14 protein-coding genes are annotated in these 14,393 nt (G+C 73.5%); 7 read left to right on the top strand and 7 right to left on the bottom strand.

Going from position 1 to position 14,393, the window contains the following annotated elements; all coding sequences use genetic code 11:
* Window positions 1–40: 40 nt before the first annotated feature.
* Both Q1K26_RS24570 and Q1K26_RS24565 read left to right on the top strand, forming a co-directional pair.
* Window positions 41–607: a DUF3090 domain-containing protein gene (locus tag Q1K26_RS24570; protein ID WP_300017709.1), complete on the top strand. Its 567-nt coding sequence runs from the start codon at window positions 41–43 to the stop codon at window positions 605–607.
* Window positions 608–617: 10 nt separating this feature from the next.
* A complete protein-coding gene (locus Q1K26_RS24565; protein ID WP_300017706.1) occupies window positions 618–1,427 on the top strand; it encodes an SCO1664 family protein in 810 nt (269 codons plus the stop codon).
* Between the two features lie 35 nt (window positions 1,428–1,462).
* On the opposite strand, the gene Q1K26_RS24560 is transcribed toward Q1K26_RS24565, so the two are convergent.
* A complete protein-coding gene (locus Q1K26_RS24560; protein ID WP_300017703.1) occupies window positions 1,463–2,296 on the bottom strand; it encodes a DMT family transporter in 834 nt (277 codons plus the stop codon).
* Between the two features lie 118 nt (window positions 2,297–2,414).
* On the opposite strand from Q1K26_RS24560, the gene Q1K26_RS24555 reads away from it, so the two are divergent.
* Together Q1K26_RS24555 and ygiD are read left to right on the top strand one after the other, a co-directional pair.
* A complete protein-coding gene (locus tag Q1K26_RS24555) occupies window positions 2,415–2,780 on the top strand; it encodes a DoxX family protein (protein WP_300017700.1) in 366 nt (121 codons plus the stop codon).
* Complete coding sequence (gene ygiD, locus Q1K26_RS24550; protein ID WP_300017697.1) at window positions 2,777–3,604, top strand: 4,5-DOPA dioxygenase extradiol; 828 nt, start codon at window positions 2,777–2,779, stop codon at window positions 3,602–3,604. The genes Q1K26_RS24555 and ygiD overlap by 4 nt, the downstream gene beginning before the upstream one ends.
* Before the next feature lie 18 nt (window positions 3,605–3,622).
* Here the strand turns inward: ygiD and Q1K26_RS24545 are convergent, their stop codons facing one another.
* Window positions 3,623–4,366 (bottom strand): hypothetical protein, encoded by a 744-nt coding sequence (locus tag Q1K26_RS24545; protein ID WP_300017695.1) that lies wholly within the window; start codon window positions 4,364–4,366, stop codon window positions 3,623–3,625.
* A gap of 217 nt (window positions 4,367–4,583) precedes the next feature.
* Here Q1K26_RS24545 and Q1K26_RS24540 point away from each other — a divergent pair, with 217 nt between their 5' ends.
* On the top strand, window positions 4,584–5,450 hold the full coding sequence (locus Q1K26_RS24540) for an LLM class F420-dependent oxidoreductase (RefSeq protein WP_300017692.1): 867 nt from the start codon (window positions 4,584–4,586) through the stop codon (window positions 5,448–5,450).
* A gap of 97 nt (window positions 5,451–5,547) precedes the next feature.
* Window positions 5,548–6,972, top strand: a complete 1,425-nt coding sequence (gene gndA / locus Q1K26_RS24535; RefSeq protein ID WP_300017689.1) for an NADP-dependent phosphogluconate dehydrogenase — start codon at window positions 5,548–5,550, stop codon at window positions 6,970–6,972.
* Window positions 6,973–7,008: 36 nt separating this feature from the next.
* On the opposite strand, the gene Q1K26_RS24530 is transcribed toward gndA, so the two are convergent.
* Window positions 7,009–7,584, bottom strand: coding sequence for a Uma2 family endonuclease (locus Q1K26_RS24530; RefSeq protein ID WP_300017686.1), 576 nt, complete (start codon window positions 7,582–7,584; stop codon window positions 7,009–7,011).
* Between the two features lie 75 nt (window positions 7,585–7,659).
* Here Q1K26_RS24530 and Q1K26_RS24525 point away from each other — a divergent pair, with 75 nt between their 5' ends.
* The gene (locus Q1K26_RS24525; RefSeq protein ID WP_300017683.1) at window positions 7,660–8,871 is read left to right on the top strand and encodes an acetyl-CoA acetyltransferase; all 1,212 of its coding nucleotides are present in this window, start codon (window positions 7,660–7,662) and stop codon (window positions 8,869–8,871) included.
* Between the two features lie 19 nt (window positions 8,872–8,890).
* Here Q1K26_RS24525 and Q1K26_RS24520 read toward each other — a convergent pair whose 3' ends face one another.
* The 4 genes from Q1K26_RS24520 to glpK all read right to left on the bottom strand — a co-directional run bounded on the left by Q1K26_RS24520 (window position 8,891) and on the right by glpK (window position 14,388).
* Window positions 8,891–9,916: an NAD(P)-binding domain-containing protein gene (locus Q1K26_RS24520; protein ID WP_300017680.1), complete on the bottom strand. Its 1,026-nt coding sequence runs from the start codon at window positions 9,914–9,916 to the stop codon at window positions 8,891–8,893.
* A gap of 96 nt (window positions 9,917–10,012) precedes the next feature.
* Window positions 10,013–11,014 (bottom strand): pyridoxal-phosphate dependent enzyme, encoded by a 1,002-nt coding sequence (locus Q1K26_RS24515; protein WP_300017677.1) that lies wholly within the window; start codon window positions 11,012–11,014, stop codon window positions 10,013–10,015.
* Window positions 11,015–11,052: 38 nt separating this feature from the next.
* A complete protein-coding gene (locus Q1K26_RS24510) occupies window positions 11,053–12,726 on the bottom strand; it encodes a glycerol-3-phosphate dehydrogenase/oxidase (protein WP_300017790.1) in 1,674 nt (557 codons plus the stop codon).
* A gap of 144 nt (window positions 12,727–12,870) precedes the next feature.
* On the bottom strand, window positions 12,871–14,388 hold the full coding sequence (glpK, locus tag Q1K26_RS24505; protein ID WP_300017674.1) for a glycerol kinase GlpK: 1,518 nt from the start codon (window positions 14,386–14,388) through the stop codon (window positions 12,871–12,873).
* Between the last annotated feature and the right edge of the window lie 5 nt (window positions 14,389–14,393).

Genomic DNA, 14,393 nt, shown 5'->3' with positions numbered 1-14,393 from the left:
ACCTGCCTTCGGGCTCCGGGCGGTCTACGATGGAGGGGCCATGTCACGCGTCATCCACGTCTTCCGCCAGCCCGAGCGCTTCGTCGCCGGGACCGTCGGCGAGCCCGGCGACCGCTCCTTCTACCTGCAGGCCATCGAGGAGTCGCGCACGATCAGCGTGCTCCTGGAGAAGCAACAGGTGTCGGTGCTCGCCGAGCGCATCGCCGCGCTGCTGGAGGAGGTCTCGCGCCGGTTCGGTACCGACGAGTCCGAGACCGGCCCCGGCAGCGACCTCGACCCCCTCGCCGTGCCGCTGGAGGAGGAGTTCCGCGTCGGCACGATGGGCCTGGGCTGGGACGCCGACTCGAAGTCGGTCGTCGTCGAGCTGCTCGCGGTGAGCGAGGAGGAGGTCGACGAGTCGGTCGTCCTCGACGACGCCGAGGAGGGCCCGGACGCGCTGCGCGTGTTCCTCTCCCCGACGCAGGCCCAGGCGTTCGCCGACCGCGCCGAGAAGGTCGTCTCGGCCGGCCGGCCGCCGTGCCCGCTGTGCGCCGAGGCGCTCGATCCCGAGGGCCACGTCTGCGTGCGCCTCAACGGCTACCGCCAGCGCACCCCCGTCGGCGACTGAGCCCGATTCCTTGGGCGCCTCGCAGGTGGATCCGCGCGACCCGGCGGTGCCGGAGCTGCTCCGCCACGGCCGCATCGACATCACCGGCCGCCTCGTCGACGCCTCCAACGCCACCCTGTTCGGCACGGTCAGCGCCGACGGGGTCGAGGCGAAGTGCGTGTACAAGCCGGTGCGCGGGGAGCGCCCGCTCTGGGACTTCCCGGACGGCACTCTCGCCGGGCGCGAGGTCGCGTCGTACCTGGTGTCCGAGGCGGCCGGTCTCCGCGTCGTGCCGCCGACGCTGCTGCGGGACGGGCCGTTCGGCCCGGGGATGGTGCAGGTGTGGGTGGACACCACCGACGAGCGGGAGCTGGTGGACGTCTGCTCACCGAAACGGGTGCCGCAGGGCTGGATCGGGGTGCTGCGGGCACGCGGCGAGCGGGGCGAGCCCGCCGTGCTGGTGCACGCCGACACCCCCGCCCTGCAGCGGATGGCCGCGTTCGACGTCGTCGTCAACAACGCCGACCGCAAGGGCGGGCACGTGCTCGCCGGTACCGACGGCCACCTCTACGGCGTGGACCACGGGCTGACGCTGCACGTCGAGGACAAGCTGCGCACCGTGCTGTGGGGCTGGGTCGGCCAGGCCCTCCCGGCCGAGGTCGTCGAGGCGCTGGAGAAGCTGCGCGCCGAACTCGACGGCAGCCTCGCCGACATCCTGGGCGAGCACCTCACCCGGCGTGAGGTGCGCACGCTCTCGTCCCGCGTCGACGCCCTGCTGGCCGAGCCGACCTTCCCCGAGCCCACCGGGTACGGCCCGGCCATCCCCTGGCCCGCGTTCTAGTCGGGCTCACCGTTGCCGGCGACGTCGTGTGCGCCTCAACCCGCGGCGAGCAACGCGATCCCGGCCAGCGCCAGCACCGCCCCGGCCCGCTGGACCCGCGCGGGACGCTCCCGCAGGAGCAGGTAGGCGAGCACGACCGTCACCACCGGGTTGAGGGTGGCGATCACCGAGACGACGCTGAGCAGCCCGAGCCGGGTCGCCTCGCCGAACGCGAAGGTGCCCAGGGCCAGCAGCAGGCCGGGTACGAGCACGAGCCCGCCGTCGCGCGGGGTGACCCGGACGGGCGCGCGCAGCAGCGCGATCCCCAGGCCCGTGGACACCACGAGCGCGACGCGCGACCAGAGCAGGGCCCCGGCCGAGGTGTCGGCCGCCGCGCCGGCGTAGGTCGCGAGGAACGTGCCGAACAGGGCACCCGCGAGCAGGGCCCACCCGACGCCGTCGGTGCGCCGGACACCGGACGCGGCCGACGGCCGCCGCGCGGCGAGCACGACCCCGGCCATCACGAGCGGGATGCCGGCCGCCTGCAGGGGGCTCGGGCGGTCGCCCGCGGCCAGCCCGACGAGCACGGGCACGATCGCGCCGCTCGCCGCGATCGGGGACAGGACGCTGAGGTTGCCGGTGCGGCCCGCGCGGTAGAAGCAGGCCAGCGCGCCGGCGTTGCTCACGCCCGCGGCCAGTGCGAACGCCAGGCCGGGACCGGTCATGCGCAGGTCGGCGCCCAGCGTCAGCAGGAACGAGACGGCGAGCCCGGCGACCTGGCTGCCCAGCAGCACGGCGGCGAGCGGCATGCGGCGGCCGAGCACGGGCGCGAGGTAGTTGGCGACGCCGTAGCCGACCGCGGTGCCGAGCGCCAGCAGGATGGGGAGCACGGCTCATCGTGCGGCACCGGTCACGGTCGGGTGACGAGCGGCCCAGATACTTCAGCGTTCATGCTTCATGCACTACATTGTTGAGTGTTCAAGTCACGTCGAGCGCGAGGAGCGCACCATGACCGTCGTCGCGTGGATCCTGCAGATCGTCCTGGCCCTGGCCTTCCTGGCTGCCGGGATCATGAAGCTCGTCCGGCCCAAGCCCGCGCTCGTGAGCTCCGGCATGGGCTGGGCCGACGACTTCTCCGGCAACGCCGTCAAGGGGATCGGTGCCGTCGAGGTGCTGGGGGCGCTGGGCCTGATCCTGCCCGCCGTCACCGGGATCGCGCCGGTGCTCGTGCCGATCGCGGCGCTCGGGCTGGCGATCACGATGGCCTGCGCCGTCGTGGTGCACCTGCGCCGCAAGGAGACGATCATCCCGCCGCTGGTGCTGGGCGTGCTGGCCCTGGTGCTGGCGGTGCTGCGGTTCGGCACCCCGGCATGACCGTCATGCCCGCCGCGTTCATCGGGCACGGGAGCCCGATGAACGCCCTGGAGTCCAACCGCTACACCGGGTCCTGGCGGGCGCTGGGTGCGGCACTGCCCCGTCCCCGCGCGGTGCTGGTGGTGTCGGCGCACTGGTACATCAACGCCACCGCCGTCACCGCGATGCCGCGCCCGCGCACCATCCACGACTTCTTCGGGTTCCCGCAGGACCTGTTCGCGCTGGACTACCCGGCGCCCGGCGCGCCCGACGTGGCCGCCGAGGTCGAGGAGATCGCGAAGCCGACCTGGGTGGGCCAGGACGTCGACAGCTGGGGTCTCGACCACGGCACCTGGTCGGTGCTCACGCACATGTTCCCCGACGCCGACGTCCCGGTCGTGCAGCTGTCGATCGACGCGACCAAGCCGTTCGACCGGCACCTGGAGCTCGGCGCGAAGCTCGCCCCGCTGCGCGAGAGCGGCGTCATGATCGTGGGCAGCGGCAACGTCGTGCACAACCTGGGCGGGATCGACCCGCGCCGCCCCGACGAGGGCTTCGACTGGGCCCACCGCTTCGACGACGCCGCGCGCGCCACGATGACGGGCTCGCCCGACACGCTGCCCTCGATCCAGTGCGCGCCTGATTTCGACGCCGCGGTGCCCACGGCCGACCACTTCATCCCGCTGCTCTATCTGGCCGGGCTGGGCGCGGCCGCGGGCCGCGGCGCGGACGTGCTCGTGGACGGCTACGCCTACGGCTCGCTGTCGATGACGGCGTACACGCTCGACCTGCCGGCCCCGGTCGCCGTCCCCGCCGGGCGTCCACCGGAGGAGATGACCACCTGAACGGCGCCGGGCAGCCGGTCAGCGGCCGTAGGACTCGAACCAGTCGCGGTCGATCCACGGCGGCAGGTGCGGCGGGACCGTCATCCCGGTCGAGCGCCCGCGGAAGGTGACGGTGGCCGCACCGCCCGGGCGCACCCGCACCCGGATGTCCTCGAGGTTGTGGGGCTCGCCCGGGTCCTCGCCCAGCGTCGTCGCCATGAACGCCCGCATCGGCGCGGAATGGGTGGCGACGATGACGAGGAGGCCGTCCGGCGCGTCGCGCCCCACCTCGGTGATCCCGCGCCAGAAGCGGTGTGCGGCGACGTGCGGCGGCTCGAAGTACAGCGTCGGGTTGCGCAGCCAGTAGTCGATCGGCCCGCCCGCCGCGGCGCCGGAGCGGTAGTCGCTGTCGAAGCGGTCGAACTCGCGCGCCCAGTCCGGGAGCTCCCCCTCGGGTAGGGCGAGCCGGGCGGTGACGCCGTCGGAGGCGTCGACGCCGTCGCCGTGCAGCGAGTAGCGCAGGTTGTCGAACCACGGTTCCGGGTACAGCGGTCCCGGGGCGACCCCGCCGTCGACCAGCGCCTCGCGCAACGTCACGGCGGTCGCGACGGCGCGGGCGGTGCGGGCGTGCGGCATCCGCACCGGGGTGCCGGGGGTGATCTCCGCGGCGAGGGCCGACCCGCGTTCCTGGGCCTGCTTCTCGCCCAGCGGGGTGAGCCCGAGATCACCGTCGTAGCCGACGGTCTCACCGTGCCGCAGCAACACGACCTCGTACTCCGACACCGGTGGACCTCCCGTACTCGACGACCTGCCGCACGCTACGTCGCGAGCGGCCGGGACGGGCAGGGTGTGCCGGATGGCGGAACGGCGGTCCGGCGGGCGACCGGTACGCCTGCCCGGTCGCTGCCGCCAGGGATCGTCGGGCCCAGGCAGGACCGGCGTGGCAGGACTAGCGTCGGGGCGAGCGGCCGCAGGTGGTGGCCGCGGAAGAGAGATCGCTGTGAAGATCGGTCTGCACGTCGCGGACTTCACCTACCCGAGCGGGCCCGCGGGGCTCGCCGACGATCTGACGCGCGTCGTGGTGGCGGCCGAGGAGGCCGGGTTCGCGCGCGTGAGCGTCATGGACCACGTCTGGCAGATCGGCGTGCTCGGCCCGCCCGAGCACGACATGCTGGAGGCCTACACCACGCTGGGCTACCTCGCGGCCCGCACCGAGCGCGTCGAGCTGCTGGCCTGGGTCACGGCCGTGACCTACCGCGAGCCGGGGATGCTGGCGAAGCTGGTGAGCACGCTGGACGTGCTGTCGAAGGGCCGGGCCTGGCTCGGCATCGGCGCGGCCTGGAACGGCGACGAGGCCGCTGGGCTGGGGCTGCCGTTCCCGGGCACCGCCGAGCGGTTCGAGCGGCTGGAGGAGACCCTGCGGATCTGCCTGCAGATGTGGGGTGACGACGACGGGCCGTTCGAGGGGACGCACTACCGGCTCGGGCGCACGCTCAACGCGCCGCAGCCGATCCGGCGCCCGCCGATCCTCATCGGCGGGGGCGGGGAGCGCAAGACGCTGCGGCTGGTGGCGCAGTACGCCCAGGCGTGCAACCTGTTCCCCGGCCCGGAGCTGGAGCGCAAGCTCGACGTCCTGCGCGGCCACTGCGCCGACGTCGGCCGCGACTACGACGACATCGAGAAGACGGTGATGCTCCCCCTCGACGTGGGCGAGGGCGGCAGCACGGTCGACGACCTGCTCACCCAGCTGGAGGCCCTCGGCAAGCAGGGTGTGCAGGAGGCCCACGGCTGGGTGCCCCGCGTCTGGGAGACCGACCGCCTGACGCTGCTGGGCAAGGAGATCATCCCCGCAGCCGCGTCCTTCTAGCGTGTTCATCCGCACTTCGGAGCCGGAACGCTGCGCCGAGGCCCGGAAGTAAGCAGTATGGCTCCGAAGTGCGATCCACCACCGAAGGAGAGAGTCCGTGAGCGTCATCGGGGTCACTGGGTTGGCCGTCATGGGGGCGAACCTGGCCCGCAACATCGCCTCGCGGGGGGTGCCGGTCGCCGTGCACAACCGCACCGCCGCGAAGACCAGGGAGTTCATGCAGGCCTACTCCGACGAGGGGGCGTTCACCGCCGCCGAGTCGCTGGAGGACTTCGTGGCGGCGCTGGAGAAGCCGCGCCGGATCATCGTGATGGTGAAGGCGGGCAAGCCCGTCGACGGCGTGATCGAGGAGCTCACGCCGCTGCTCGACGAGGGCGACATCATCATCGACGCGGGCAACTCGCACTTCCCGGACACCAGGCGGCGCACCGCGGAGTGCGCGGCGAAGGGTCTGCGGTTCATGGGGGTCGGCGTGTCCGGCGGTGAGGAGGGCGCGCTGCTCGGGCCGAGCATCATGCCCGGCGGCGACCCTGCCGCCTACGCCGAGGTGGAGCAGATCCTCACGTCCATCGCGGCCGTCGTCGACGGCACGCCGTGCTGCGTGCACGTGGGGCCCGACGGCGCGGGGCACTACGTGAAGATGGTGCACAACGGCATCGAGTACGCCGACATCCAGCTCATCGCCGAGGCCTACGACCTGCTCACCCACGTCGGCGGGCTGGACGCCCCGGCCATCGCGAAGGTCTTCGAGGAGTGGAACTCCGGCGACCTGGAGTCCTTCCTCATCGAGATCACCGCGAAGGTGCTCGCCAAGACCGACGGGACGACCGGCGGCCCGCTCGTCGACGTCATCGTCGACCAGGCCGAGCAGAAGGGCACCGGAACCTGGACCGCCGTCGACGGACTCGGCCTGGGCGTGCCGCTCACCGGCATCACCGAGGCGGTGTTCGCCCGCGGGCTCTCGGCGTTGCGCGACGAGCGGAAGGCCGCGGCGGGCACGCTGGCCGGCCCGACGCCCGGTGCGGGCCCGGACGGGCTGGTCGACGACATCCGCCAGGCGCTCTACGCCAGCAAGGTCGTGGCCTACGCGCAGGGCTTCGCGCAGATGCGGGCGGCGTCGGAGGCCAACGGCTGGGACCTCGACCTCGGCGCCATGGCCACCATCTGGCGCGGCGGCTGCATCATCCGCGCGCAGTTCCTCAACCGGATCCGCGACGCCTACGCCGAGCACCCGGACCTCGACAACCTGCTGATGGTGCCCTACTTCACCGAGGCCGTGGCGGACGCGCAGGACGCGTGGCGCCGGGTGGTGGTGACCGCCACCGAGCAGGGCGTGGCGGTACCGGCGTTCGCGAGCTCGCTGAGCTACTACGACGGCTACCGGCGCGAGCGGGGCCCGGCCAACCTCATCCAGGGCCTGCGCGACTTCTTCGGCGCCCACACCTACCGGCGCACCGACGCCGAGGGCAGCTTCCACACGCGGTGGGGCCAGGACGGCACCGAGGTGCGGACGGACGGGTGAGGGGTGGACGGACCGACCGAGGAGGCCTGGGTACGACTAGGCGAGCAGGGCGTCGAGGTCGATGCGCAGTGGGAACGGCGCTCTGGTGACGACGGTGCCGCGGACGGGCTCGTCGTCGCGATAACCGAACGCGCCGGCCAGATGGCAGGCGACAAGGGACGGGCCGTCGAGCAGGTCGATCATCCAGTAGTGGCCGATACCGGCATCGGCGTACTCCTCGTGCTTGATCCTGGAGTCCGTGCGGACCGACCCGCGGGACAGGATCTCGACGGCGAGGCTGACATCGCTCGCACGCAGCAGACCTCCATGCTCGTCGACCCGCTGGAACGCCTCACGGGGGACGACCACCACGTCCGGGACCCGCACGGTGCCCGGCTGGTCGGGCGGAACGAGCTCGAGATCGATGTCGACCTCCTGCAGGACGACGTGGCCGGGCAGCTGCGCGTCGAGTTGAGCGGCCAACCGGAAATGGCCGAGCTGGTGACGGGGGACCGGGCTGGGCGACATCACGCGGTTGCCCTCCTGGAGCTCGAAGCGCGCATCGATGTCCTCCGGTAGCGCGGCGTACTCGGCGCTCGTGAGCGGGCGTGCGTACTCGGGCAGCGCGGTCATGGAGAGGAGTGTGGCACGCAGGTCCGACCCCGCGGGGGAGTTGTCCACAGGCGCCGCAGGGCCGATCGTGGACCCATGACGGAACAGATGTTCGTGCTCGGCGGGGCGCAGACCGACTTCGCGACGAACTGGAGCAGGGTCTCCGACGAGCCGCTGCGCGCGATGCTGGCCGACGCCGTGACCGGGGCGCTGACCGACGCCGAGGTGCCCGCGGCGGACATCGGGACCGCGCACGTCGGCAACCTCGCCGCCGAGCTGTTCACCGGGCAGGCCCACCTCGGTGCGCTGCTCACCACGCTCGACCCGGCCTGGTCCGCGCTCCCGACGAGCCGCCACGAGGCGGCGTGCGCGTCGGGCAGCATCGCAGTGCTCACCGCGATGGCCGAGATCGAGGCGGGCCGCTACGACGTCGCGCTGGTCACCGGCGTCGAGCTGATGCGCAACGTCGGCGGGCGGCAGGCGGCCGACCACCTGGGCTGCGCGGCCTGGGTGGGCCGCGAGGAGTTCCCCGACGGGCTGCCGTGGCCCACGCTGTTCGAGCGGATCGCGCAGGAGGTCGACGACCGCGACGGCCTCGACCGCGGCCACCTGCGCGCCATCGCCGAGATCAACCGCGAGAACGCCCGCGCCAACCCCCTCGCGCAGACCCGGGGCTGGACCGACGTCGTCACCGCGGCCGACGACGAGGCGAACCCGCGGGTGGTGGGGGAGATGCGGGCGGCGGACTGCGGGCGGATCACCGACGGCGCGGCGGCGGTCGTGCTCGCCGGGCGGCGCTACGCGCAGGAGTGGGCGCGGCGCACCGGCCGGACCCCCGCGGTGATCCGCGGCTGGGGCCATCGCACCGGCTCGCTCGGTCTGCAGGACAAGCTCGACGCGAGCCGGGGCGGGGAGTACCTGTTCCCGCACCTGCGCACCGCGATCACCGAGGCCTACGGCCGGGCCGGGATCGCGGGACCCGAGGGCCTGGACGCGATCGAGCTGCACGACTGCTTCACGATCACCGAGTACGTGGCGCTGGAGCACCTCGGGATCCCGGCCGCGAAGGCCGTCGAGGACGGCCGCATCGCCCGCGGCGGCGCGCTGCCCGTCAACCCCTCCGGCGGGCTGATCGGGGGCGGGCACCCGGTGGGCGCCACCGGGGTGCGGATGCTGCACGACGCGGCGCGCCAGGTCACCGGGCGGGCGGGGGACACGCAGGTCGAGGGGGCGGGGACGGTGGCGACGCTCAACATCGGGGGCAGCGCGGCCACCGCCGTCGGCCTGGTGGTGGGGCGGGTGGGGTAGCTCGGGCACGACCGGGAGGTCATGGGGAACCCGAGCGGCCCGCCGCGGGAACGAGGCCGCGCAGCACCTCCCGGGCCGCGGCGCGCCCCGCGCGGTTGGCACCGATCGTGCTGGCCGACGGGCCGTAGCCGACGAGGTGGACCCGCGGGTCGGCGCGCACCCGCGTGCCGTCCATCGCGATCCCGCCGCCCGGGCCGCGCAGCCGCAGCGGGGCGAGGTGGCCCAGCGCGGCCCGCCAGCCGGTGGCCCACAGGACGACGTCGGCGGCGTACGTCGTCCCGTCCGCCCAGGCGACGCCCTCGGGCACCAGCCGGTCGAACATCGGGCGGCGTCGCAGGATCCCGGCCTCCTGCGCGGCGCGCACCGCCGGGGTGCGCAGCAGGCCCGTCACCGACACGACGCTGCCGGGGGCCCGGCCCGCCCGCACCCGCTCCTCGACCCGCGCCACGGCCGCGCGCCCGTCGAACGGCTCGTCGGAGAACACGGGCGGGCGCCGCGTCACCCATGCGGTGTCCGCGGCCACCGCCGCGATCTCGATCAGCAGCTGCACCGCCGACGTCCCGCCGCCGACGACCACCACGCGCTCCCCCGCGAACCCGGCCGGCCCGCCGTACTCGGCGACGTGCAGCTGCCTGCCGTCGAAGGTGCCGGGGTAGCGGGGCACGAAGGGGCGGGTCCAGGTGCCGGTGGCGTTGATCAGGGCGCGGGCCGTCCAGGTGCCGCGGTCGGTCTCCACGACCAGGTCCGGGGGATCGTCGTGCACGGCGCGCACGCGCACGGGCCGCCGCACGTCGAGGCCGAACTCGCGCTCGTAGGCCGCGAAGTACTCCGGCACCACCTCGGCCGCCGGACGGGTCGGGTCGACCGAGTCGAAGGGCAGGCCCGGGAGGTCGTGGATGCGGTGCGTGTCGTCCACGCGCAGCGTGGGCCAGCGGTGCCGCCACGCCCCGCCGGGGCCGTCCTCGCCGTCGAGCACGACGAAGTCGGCGCCCGCCCGGGCGAGCCCGGACGCGGCGGAGAGCCCGGCCTGTCCGGCCCCGATCACGACCACGTCCGTCCGCACGCCCGGTGCAACGCCCGCCGCCCGTGGTCGCTTCCCCCTCGTCCGGGTCGCGAACCGCGCTTCCCCGGGGGTCGGCGCTCAGCGCGTGTGGCTGGGCTCGCGCGGCGGCAGGGGGGTGGCGGCGAAGCGGTCGGTCCAGGACGCGAGGTCGGCGACGGTCGAGTTGCCGCCGCAGAGCACCAGCCCCAGGTGGGCGTCGGGCCCCACGCGGTCCAGCACGCGGTACGCGGCCGCCACCAGGCAGCCCGCGGCCGGCTCGGCCCACACCTTCGACTGCTCGGCGAGGGTGAGGGCGCCGCGCACGGCGTCGGCGTCGGACACCACCAGCACGTCCTCGACGAGCGCGCGCACGTGCGCCAGGGTCAGGTCCGTGACGTAGGGCGCGCTGAGGGTCGTCACCACCGACGTCGGCTCGAACCGGACAGGGGCCCCGGCGGCGATCGCCCGCGACATCGAGTCGGCGCCCTCGGTCTCCACGCCCCACACCCGCACGCGGCTGTCCCGCCCGCCCAACGCCGTGGCCACCCCGGAGATCAGCGCGCCCCCGCCGATGCTGACGAGCACGTCGGTGAGCCCCGGCGCGTCGGCGGCGAACTCGGCGCCCACCGTGCCCTGCGCGGTCAGCACGGTGCGGTCGTCGAAGGGGTGCACCAGGGTGGCCCCGGCCGCGACCAGCTCGTCGAGCAGCGCGAACGCACCCGCCATCTCCGGGGTGAGCCGGACCGTCGCGCCCGACGCGCGGCACTGCTCGACCGCCCGGGCCGGCACCGACTCCGGCATGACGATCGTGGCCGCGATCCCCAGCTCACCCGCGGCGTCGGCGACCGCGAGCCCGTGGTTGCCGCCGCTGACGGCCACCACACCGGCCGAACGCTCGGCGGCGGAGAGGCCGAGCAGCTTGCGGAAGGCCCCGCGCGGCTTGAACGAACCGGTGCGCTGCAGCATCTCCAGCTTGAGCGACACGGGCACGCCGAGGTGCGCGGCGAGCCCGGGCGAGGCCACGGACGGCGTGCGCAACACGTGCCCGGCGATGGCGTCCGCGGCGGCGGTGATGTCCTCGACGGTGATCAGGTCGGCCACGCCCTCACCGTACGGACCCACACCCCCGCCCGCCGGGGTCAGCGCAGCGGCACGACCTCCGGCGCGCCCATGCGGGCGGAGTCGGCCGTCTCGTCGTCGGGCATCTTCTGGCTCTCCCGCTCCGCGTCGACGCGCTTGCGGTAGTGCTCCACCTCGCGCGCGACCTGGCCGGTGCTCCAGCCCAGCACCGGTGCCATGAGCCCGGCGACCTCCTCGACCACGCCGATGCCCCGGTCGAACGTCTCGATCGAGATGCGGGTGCGGCGGGCCAGGACGTCCTCCAGGTGCCGCGCACCCTCGTGCGAGGCCGCGTAGACGACCTCCGCGCGCAGGTAGTCCGGGGCCCCGGCGAGCTCCTGGCCGAGGCCGGGATCGGCGTCCACGAGCTCGAGCACCTCGTGGATCATGGATCCGTACCGGCCGAGCAGGTGGGCGATCCGCGCCTCGTGCACGCCGTAGCGCGCCGCCAGGACGTACCGGGAGTTCTTCAGCGCGCTGAACCCCTCGGCGCCCAGCAGCGGCACCTTCTCGGTGACCGAGGGCGGCACCTTCGCGTCCAGTGCGTGCACCGCCGCGTCCACGGCGTCCTTGGCCATGATCCGGTAGGTCGTGTACTTGCCCCCGGCGACGACGACGAGCCCGGGTGCGGTGTGCGCCACCGCGTGCTCGCGCGACAGCTTCGACGTGGCGTCCGACTCGCCGGAGAGCAGCGGCCGCAGGCCCGCGTAGACGCCCTCGACGTCGGCGTGGGTGAGCGGTTGCTCGAGCACCTCGTTGACGTGGTCGAGCAGGTAGTCGATGTCGGCGGCGGACGCGGCGGGGTGGGCCTTGTCGAGGTCCCAGTCGGTGTCGGTGGTGCCGATGATCCAGTGCCGACCCCACGGGATGACGAACAGCACCGACTTCTCGGTGCGCAGGATCAGCCCCGACGACCCCTGGATGCGGTCGCGCGGCACGACCAGGTGGATGCCCTTGCTCGCCCGGACCTTGAACTGGCCGCGCTCGCCCACCATCGACTGCGTGTCGTCGGTCCACACGCCCGTGGCGTTGATGACCTGCCGGGCGTGCACCTTGATCACCTGGTCGGTCTCCAGGTCGTGCACCTCCGCACCGGTGACGCGCTCGCCCTCGCGCAGCAGGCCCACCACCCGCGACCGGGTGGCCACGTGCGCGCCGTACGCCGCAGCCGTGCGGGCGATGAACATCGTGTGCCGCGCGTCGTCGACCTGGGCGTCGTAGTACTGCAGGGCGCCGACCAGGGCGTCCTTGCGCAGCGACGGCACGATCCGGCGCGCGCCGCGGCGCGTCAGGTGCCGGTGCAGCGGCAGCCCGGCCGCGTTGCCCGACGCCCGGGCCAGCGTGTCGTAGAGCGCCACGCCCGCGCCGGCGTAGAACCGCTCCCACCCGCGGTGCTTGAGCGGGTAGATGAACGGCACCGGCCGGATCAGGTGCGGCGCCAGCTTGTCGATCAGCAGCCCGCGCTCGGACAGCGCCTCGGCGACGAGCCGGAAGTCCAGCATCTCCAGGTAGCGCAGGCCGCCGTGGATGAGCTTGCTGGAGCGGCTCGACGTCCCCGACGCGAAGTCGCGGGCCTCGACGAGCCCGACGGTCAGCCCCCGGGTGGCGGCGTCGAGCGCGCTGCCGGCGCCGACGACGCCGCCCCCGACGACGAGCACGTCGAGCTCGGTGCCGGGTGAGGAGGTCGCAGCCATCGCGTCCAGCGCGGCCCCGCGGGCCTCGGGGGAGAGCGCGACCGATCTCATGGTGTGTCCTCTCGTGCGTTCGGTGTGTGCGACGAGTGGGACGCCCGTCGCCTCGGTTCGTACGAACGTCCCACTCGTCGGTGGCGGGTCGGGTCAGTCGACGTCCACCCAGTCCAACGTCCGTTCCACGGCCTTCTTCCAGCGTGCGTGGCCCTGTTCACGCTGTTCGGTGGACCACTGCGGTGTCCAGCGCTTCGACTCGTTCCAGTTGGAACGCAACTCGTCGGTGTTCTTCCAGAACCCCACCGCGAGCCCCGCCGCGTACGCCGCGCCGAGCGCCGTCGTCTCCGCCACGACCGGGCGGCTGACGTCCACGCCGAGCACGTCGGCCTGGATCTGCATGCACAGCTCGTTGTAGGTGACGCCGCCGTCGACCTTGAGGGTCTCCAGGTGCACGCCGGAGTCCTTCTCCATCGCGTCGACGACGTCGCGGCTCTGGTAGCAGATCGCCTCCAGCGTGGCCCGGGCCAGGTGGGCGTTGGTGTTGAACCGGGAGAGCCCGACGATCGCGCCGCGGGCGTCGGAGCGCCAGTACGGGGCGAACAGCCCGGAGAACGCGGGCACGAAGTAGACCCCGCCGTTGTCGGGCACCTGACGGGCCAGCGACTCGCTCTCTGACGCCCCGGAGATGATGCCGAGCTGGTCGCGCAGCCACTGCACCGCCGACCCGGTGACGGCGATCGAGCCCTCCAGGCAGTAGACCGGCGCGTCGTCGCCGAACTGGTAGCCGACCGTCGTCAGCAGGCCCGACTTCGACCGCACCAGCTCGGTGCCGGTGTTGAGCAGCATGAAGTTGCCGGTGCCGTAGGTGTTCTTGGCCTCGCCGGGGGCGAAGCAGACCTGGCCGACGGTGGCCGCCTGCTGGTCACCGAGGTCGCCGGTGATCGGCACCTCGCCGGCGAAGGGGCCGTTGACCAGCGTCGTGCCGTACGGGGTCGGCGCCGAGCTGGGCTTGATCGCCGGCAGCATCGTCCGCGGCACGCCGAAGAAGCCGAGCAGCTCGTCGTCCCAGTCGAGGGTCTCCAGGTTCATCAGCATCGTGCGGCTGGCGTTGGTCGGGTCGGTGACGTGCACGCCCCCGTTCACGCCGCCGGTGAGCTGCCAGATCAGCCACGTGTCGGTGTTGCCGAAGAGCGCGTCGCCGCTCTCGGCGAGCTCGCGGGCCCCGTCGACGTTCTCCAGGATCCACTGGATCTTGCCCCCGGAGAAGTAGGTGGCGGGTGGCAGCCCGGCCTTGCGCCGGATGACGTCACCGCGGCCGTCCCGGTCCAGCGCGGTGGCGATGCGGTCGGTGCGGGTGTCCTGCCAGACGATCGCGTTGTAGAGCGGGCGTCCGGTGCGCCTGTTCCACACCACGGTGGTCTCGCGCTGGTTGGTGATGCCCAGCGCGCACAGGTCGCCCGCCGAGAGGTTGGTCTTGTTCAGCCCGGTCTGGATGACCGCGGACGTGCGCTCCCAGATCTCGACGGGGTTGTGCTCGACCCAGCCGGCCTGCGGGAGGATCTGCTCGTGCTCGAGCTGGTGGCGGCCCACCTCGTTGCCGCCGTGATCGAAGATCATGAATCGGCTGCTGGTGGTGCCCTGGTCGATGGCTCCGACGAACTCGGCCATTGCGT

Source organism: Pseudonocardia sp. (assembly GCF_029263155.1).
Taxonomy (GTDB): domain Bacteria; phylum Actinomycetota; class Actinomycetes; order Mycobacteriales; family Pseudonocardiaceae; genus Pseudonocardia.
The sequence above is the reverse complement of the archived record's forward strand: the minus strand, read 5'-3'. Positions and strand labels throughout refer to the sequence as shown.

Bases quoted from the DNA above. Each gene is read 5' to 3' on its own strand.
- Q1K26_RS24555 (WP_300017700.1), top strand. From the start codon at position 2,415: ATGACCGTCGTCGCGTGGATCCTGCAGATCGTCCTGGCCCTGGCCTTC.
- Q1K26_RS24530 (WP_300017686.1), bottom strand. From the start codon at position 7,584: ATGACCGCGCTGCCCGAGTACGCACGCCCGCTCACGAGCGCCGAGTAC.
- Q1K26_RS24525 (WP_300017683.1), top strand. From the start codon at position 7,660: ATGACGGAACAGATGTTCGTGCTCGGCGGGGCGCAGACCGACTTCGCG.
- ygiD (WP_300017697.1), top strand. From the start codon at position 2,777: ATGACCGTCATGCCCGCCGCGTTCATCGGGCACGGGAGCCCGATGAAC.
- Q1K26_RS24510 (WP_300017790.1), bottom strand. From the start codon at position 12,726: ATGGCTGCGACCTCCTCACCCGGCACCGAGCTCGACGTGCTCGTCGTC.
- glpK (WP_300017674.1), bottom strand. From the start codon at position 14,388: ATGGCCGAGTTCGTCGGAGCCATCGACCAGGGCACCACCAGCAGCCGA.
- Q1K26_RS24570 (WP_300017709.1), top strand. From the start codon at position 41: ATGTCACGCGTCATCCACGTCTTCCGCCAGCCCGAGCGCTTCGTCGCC.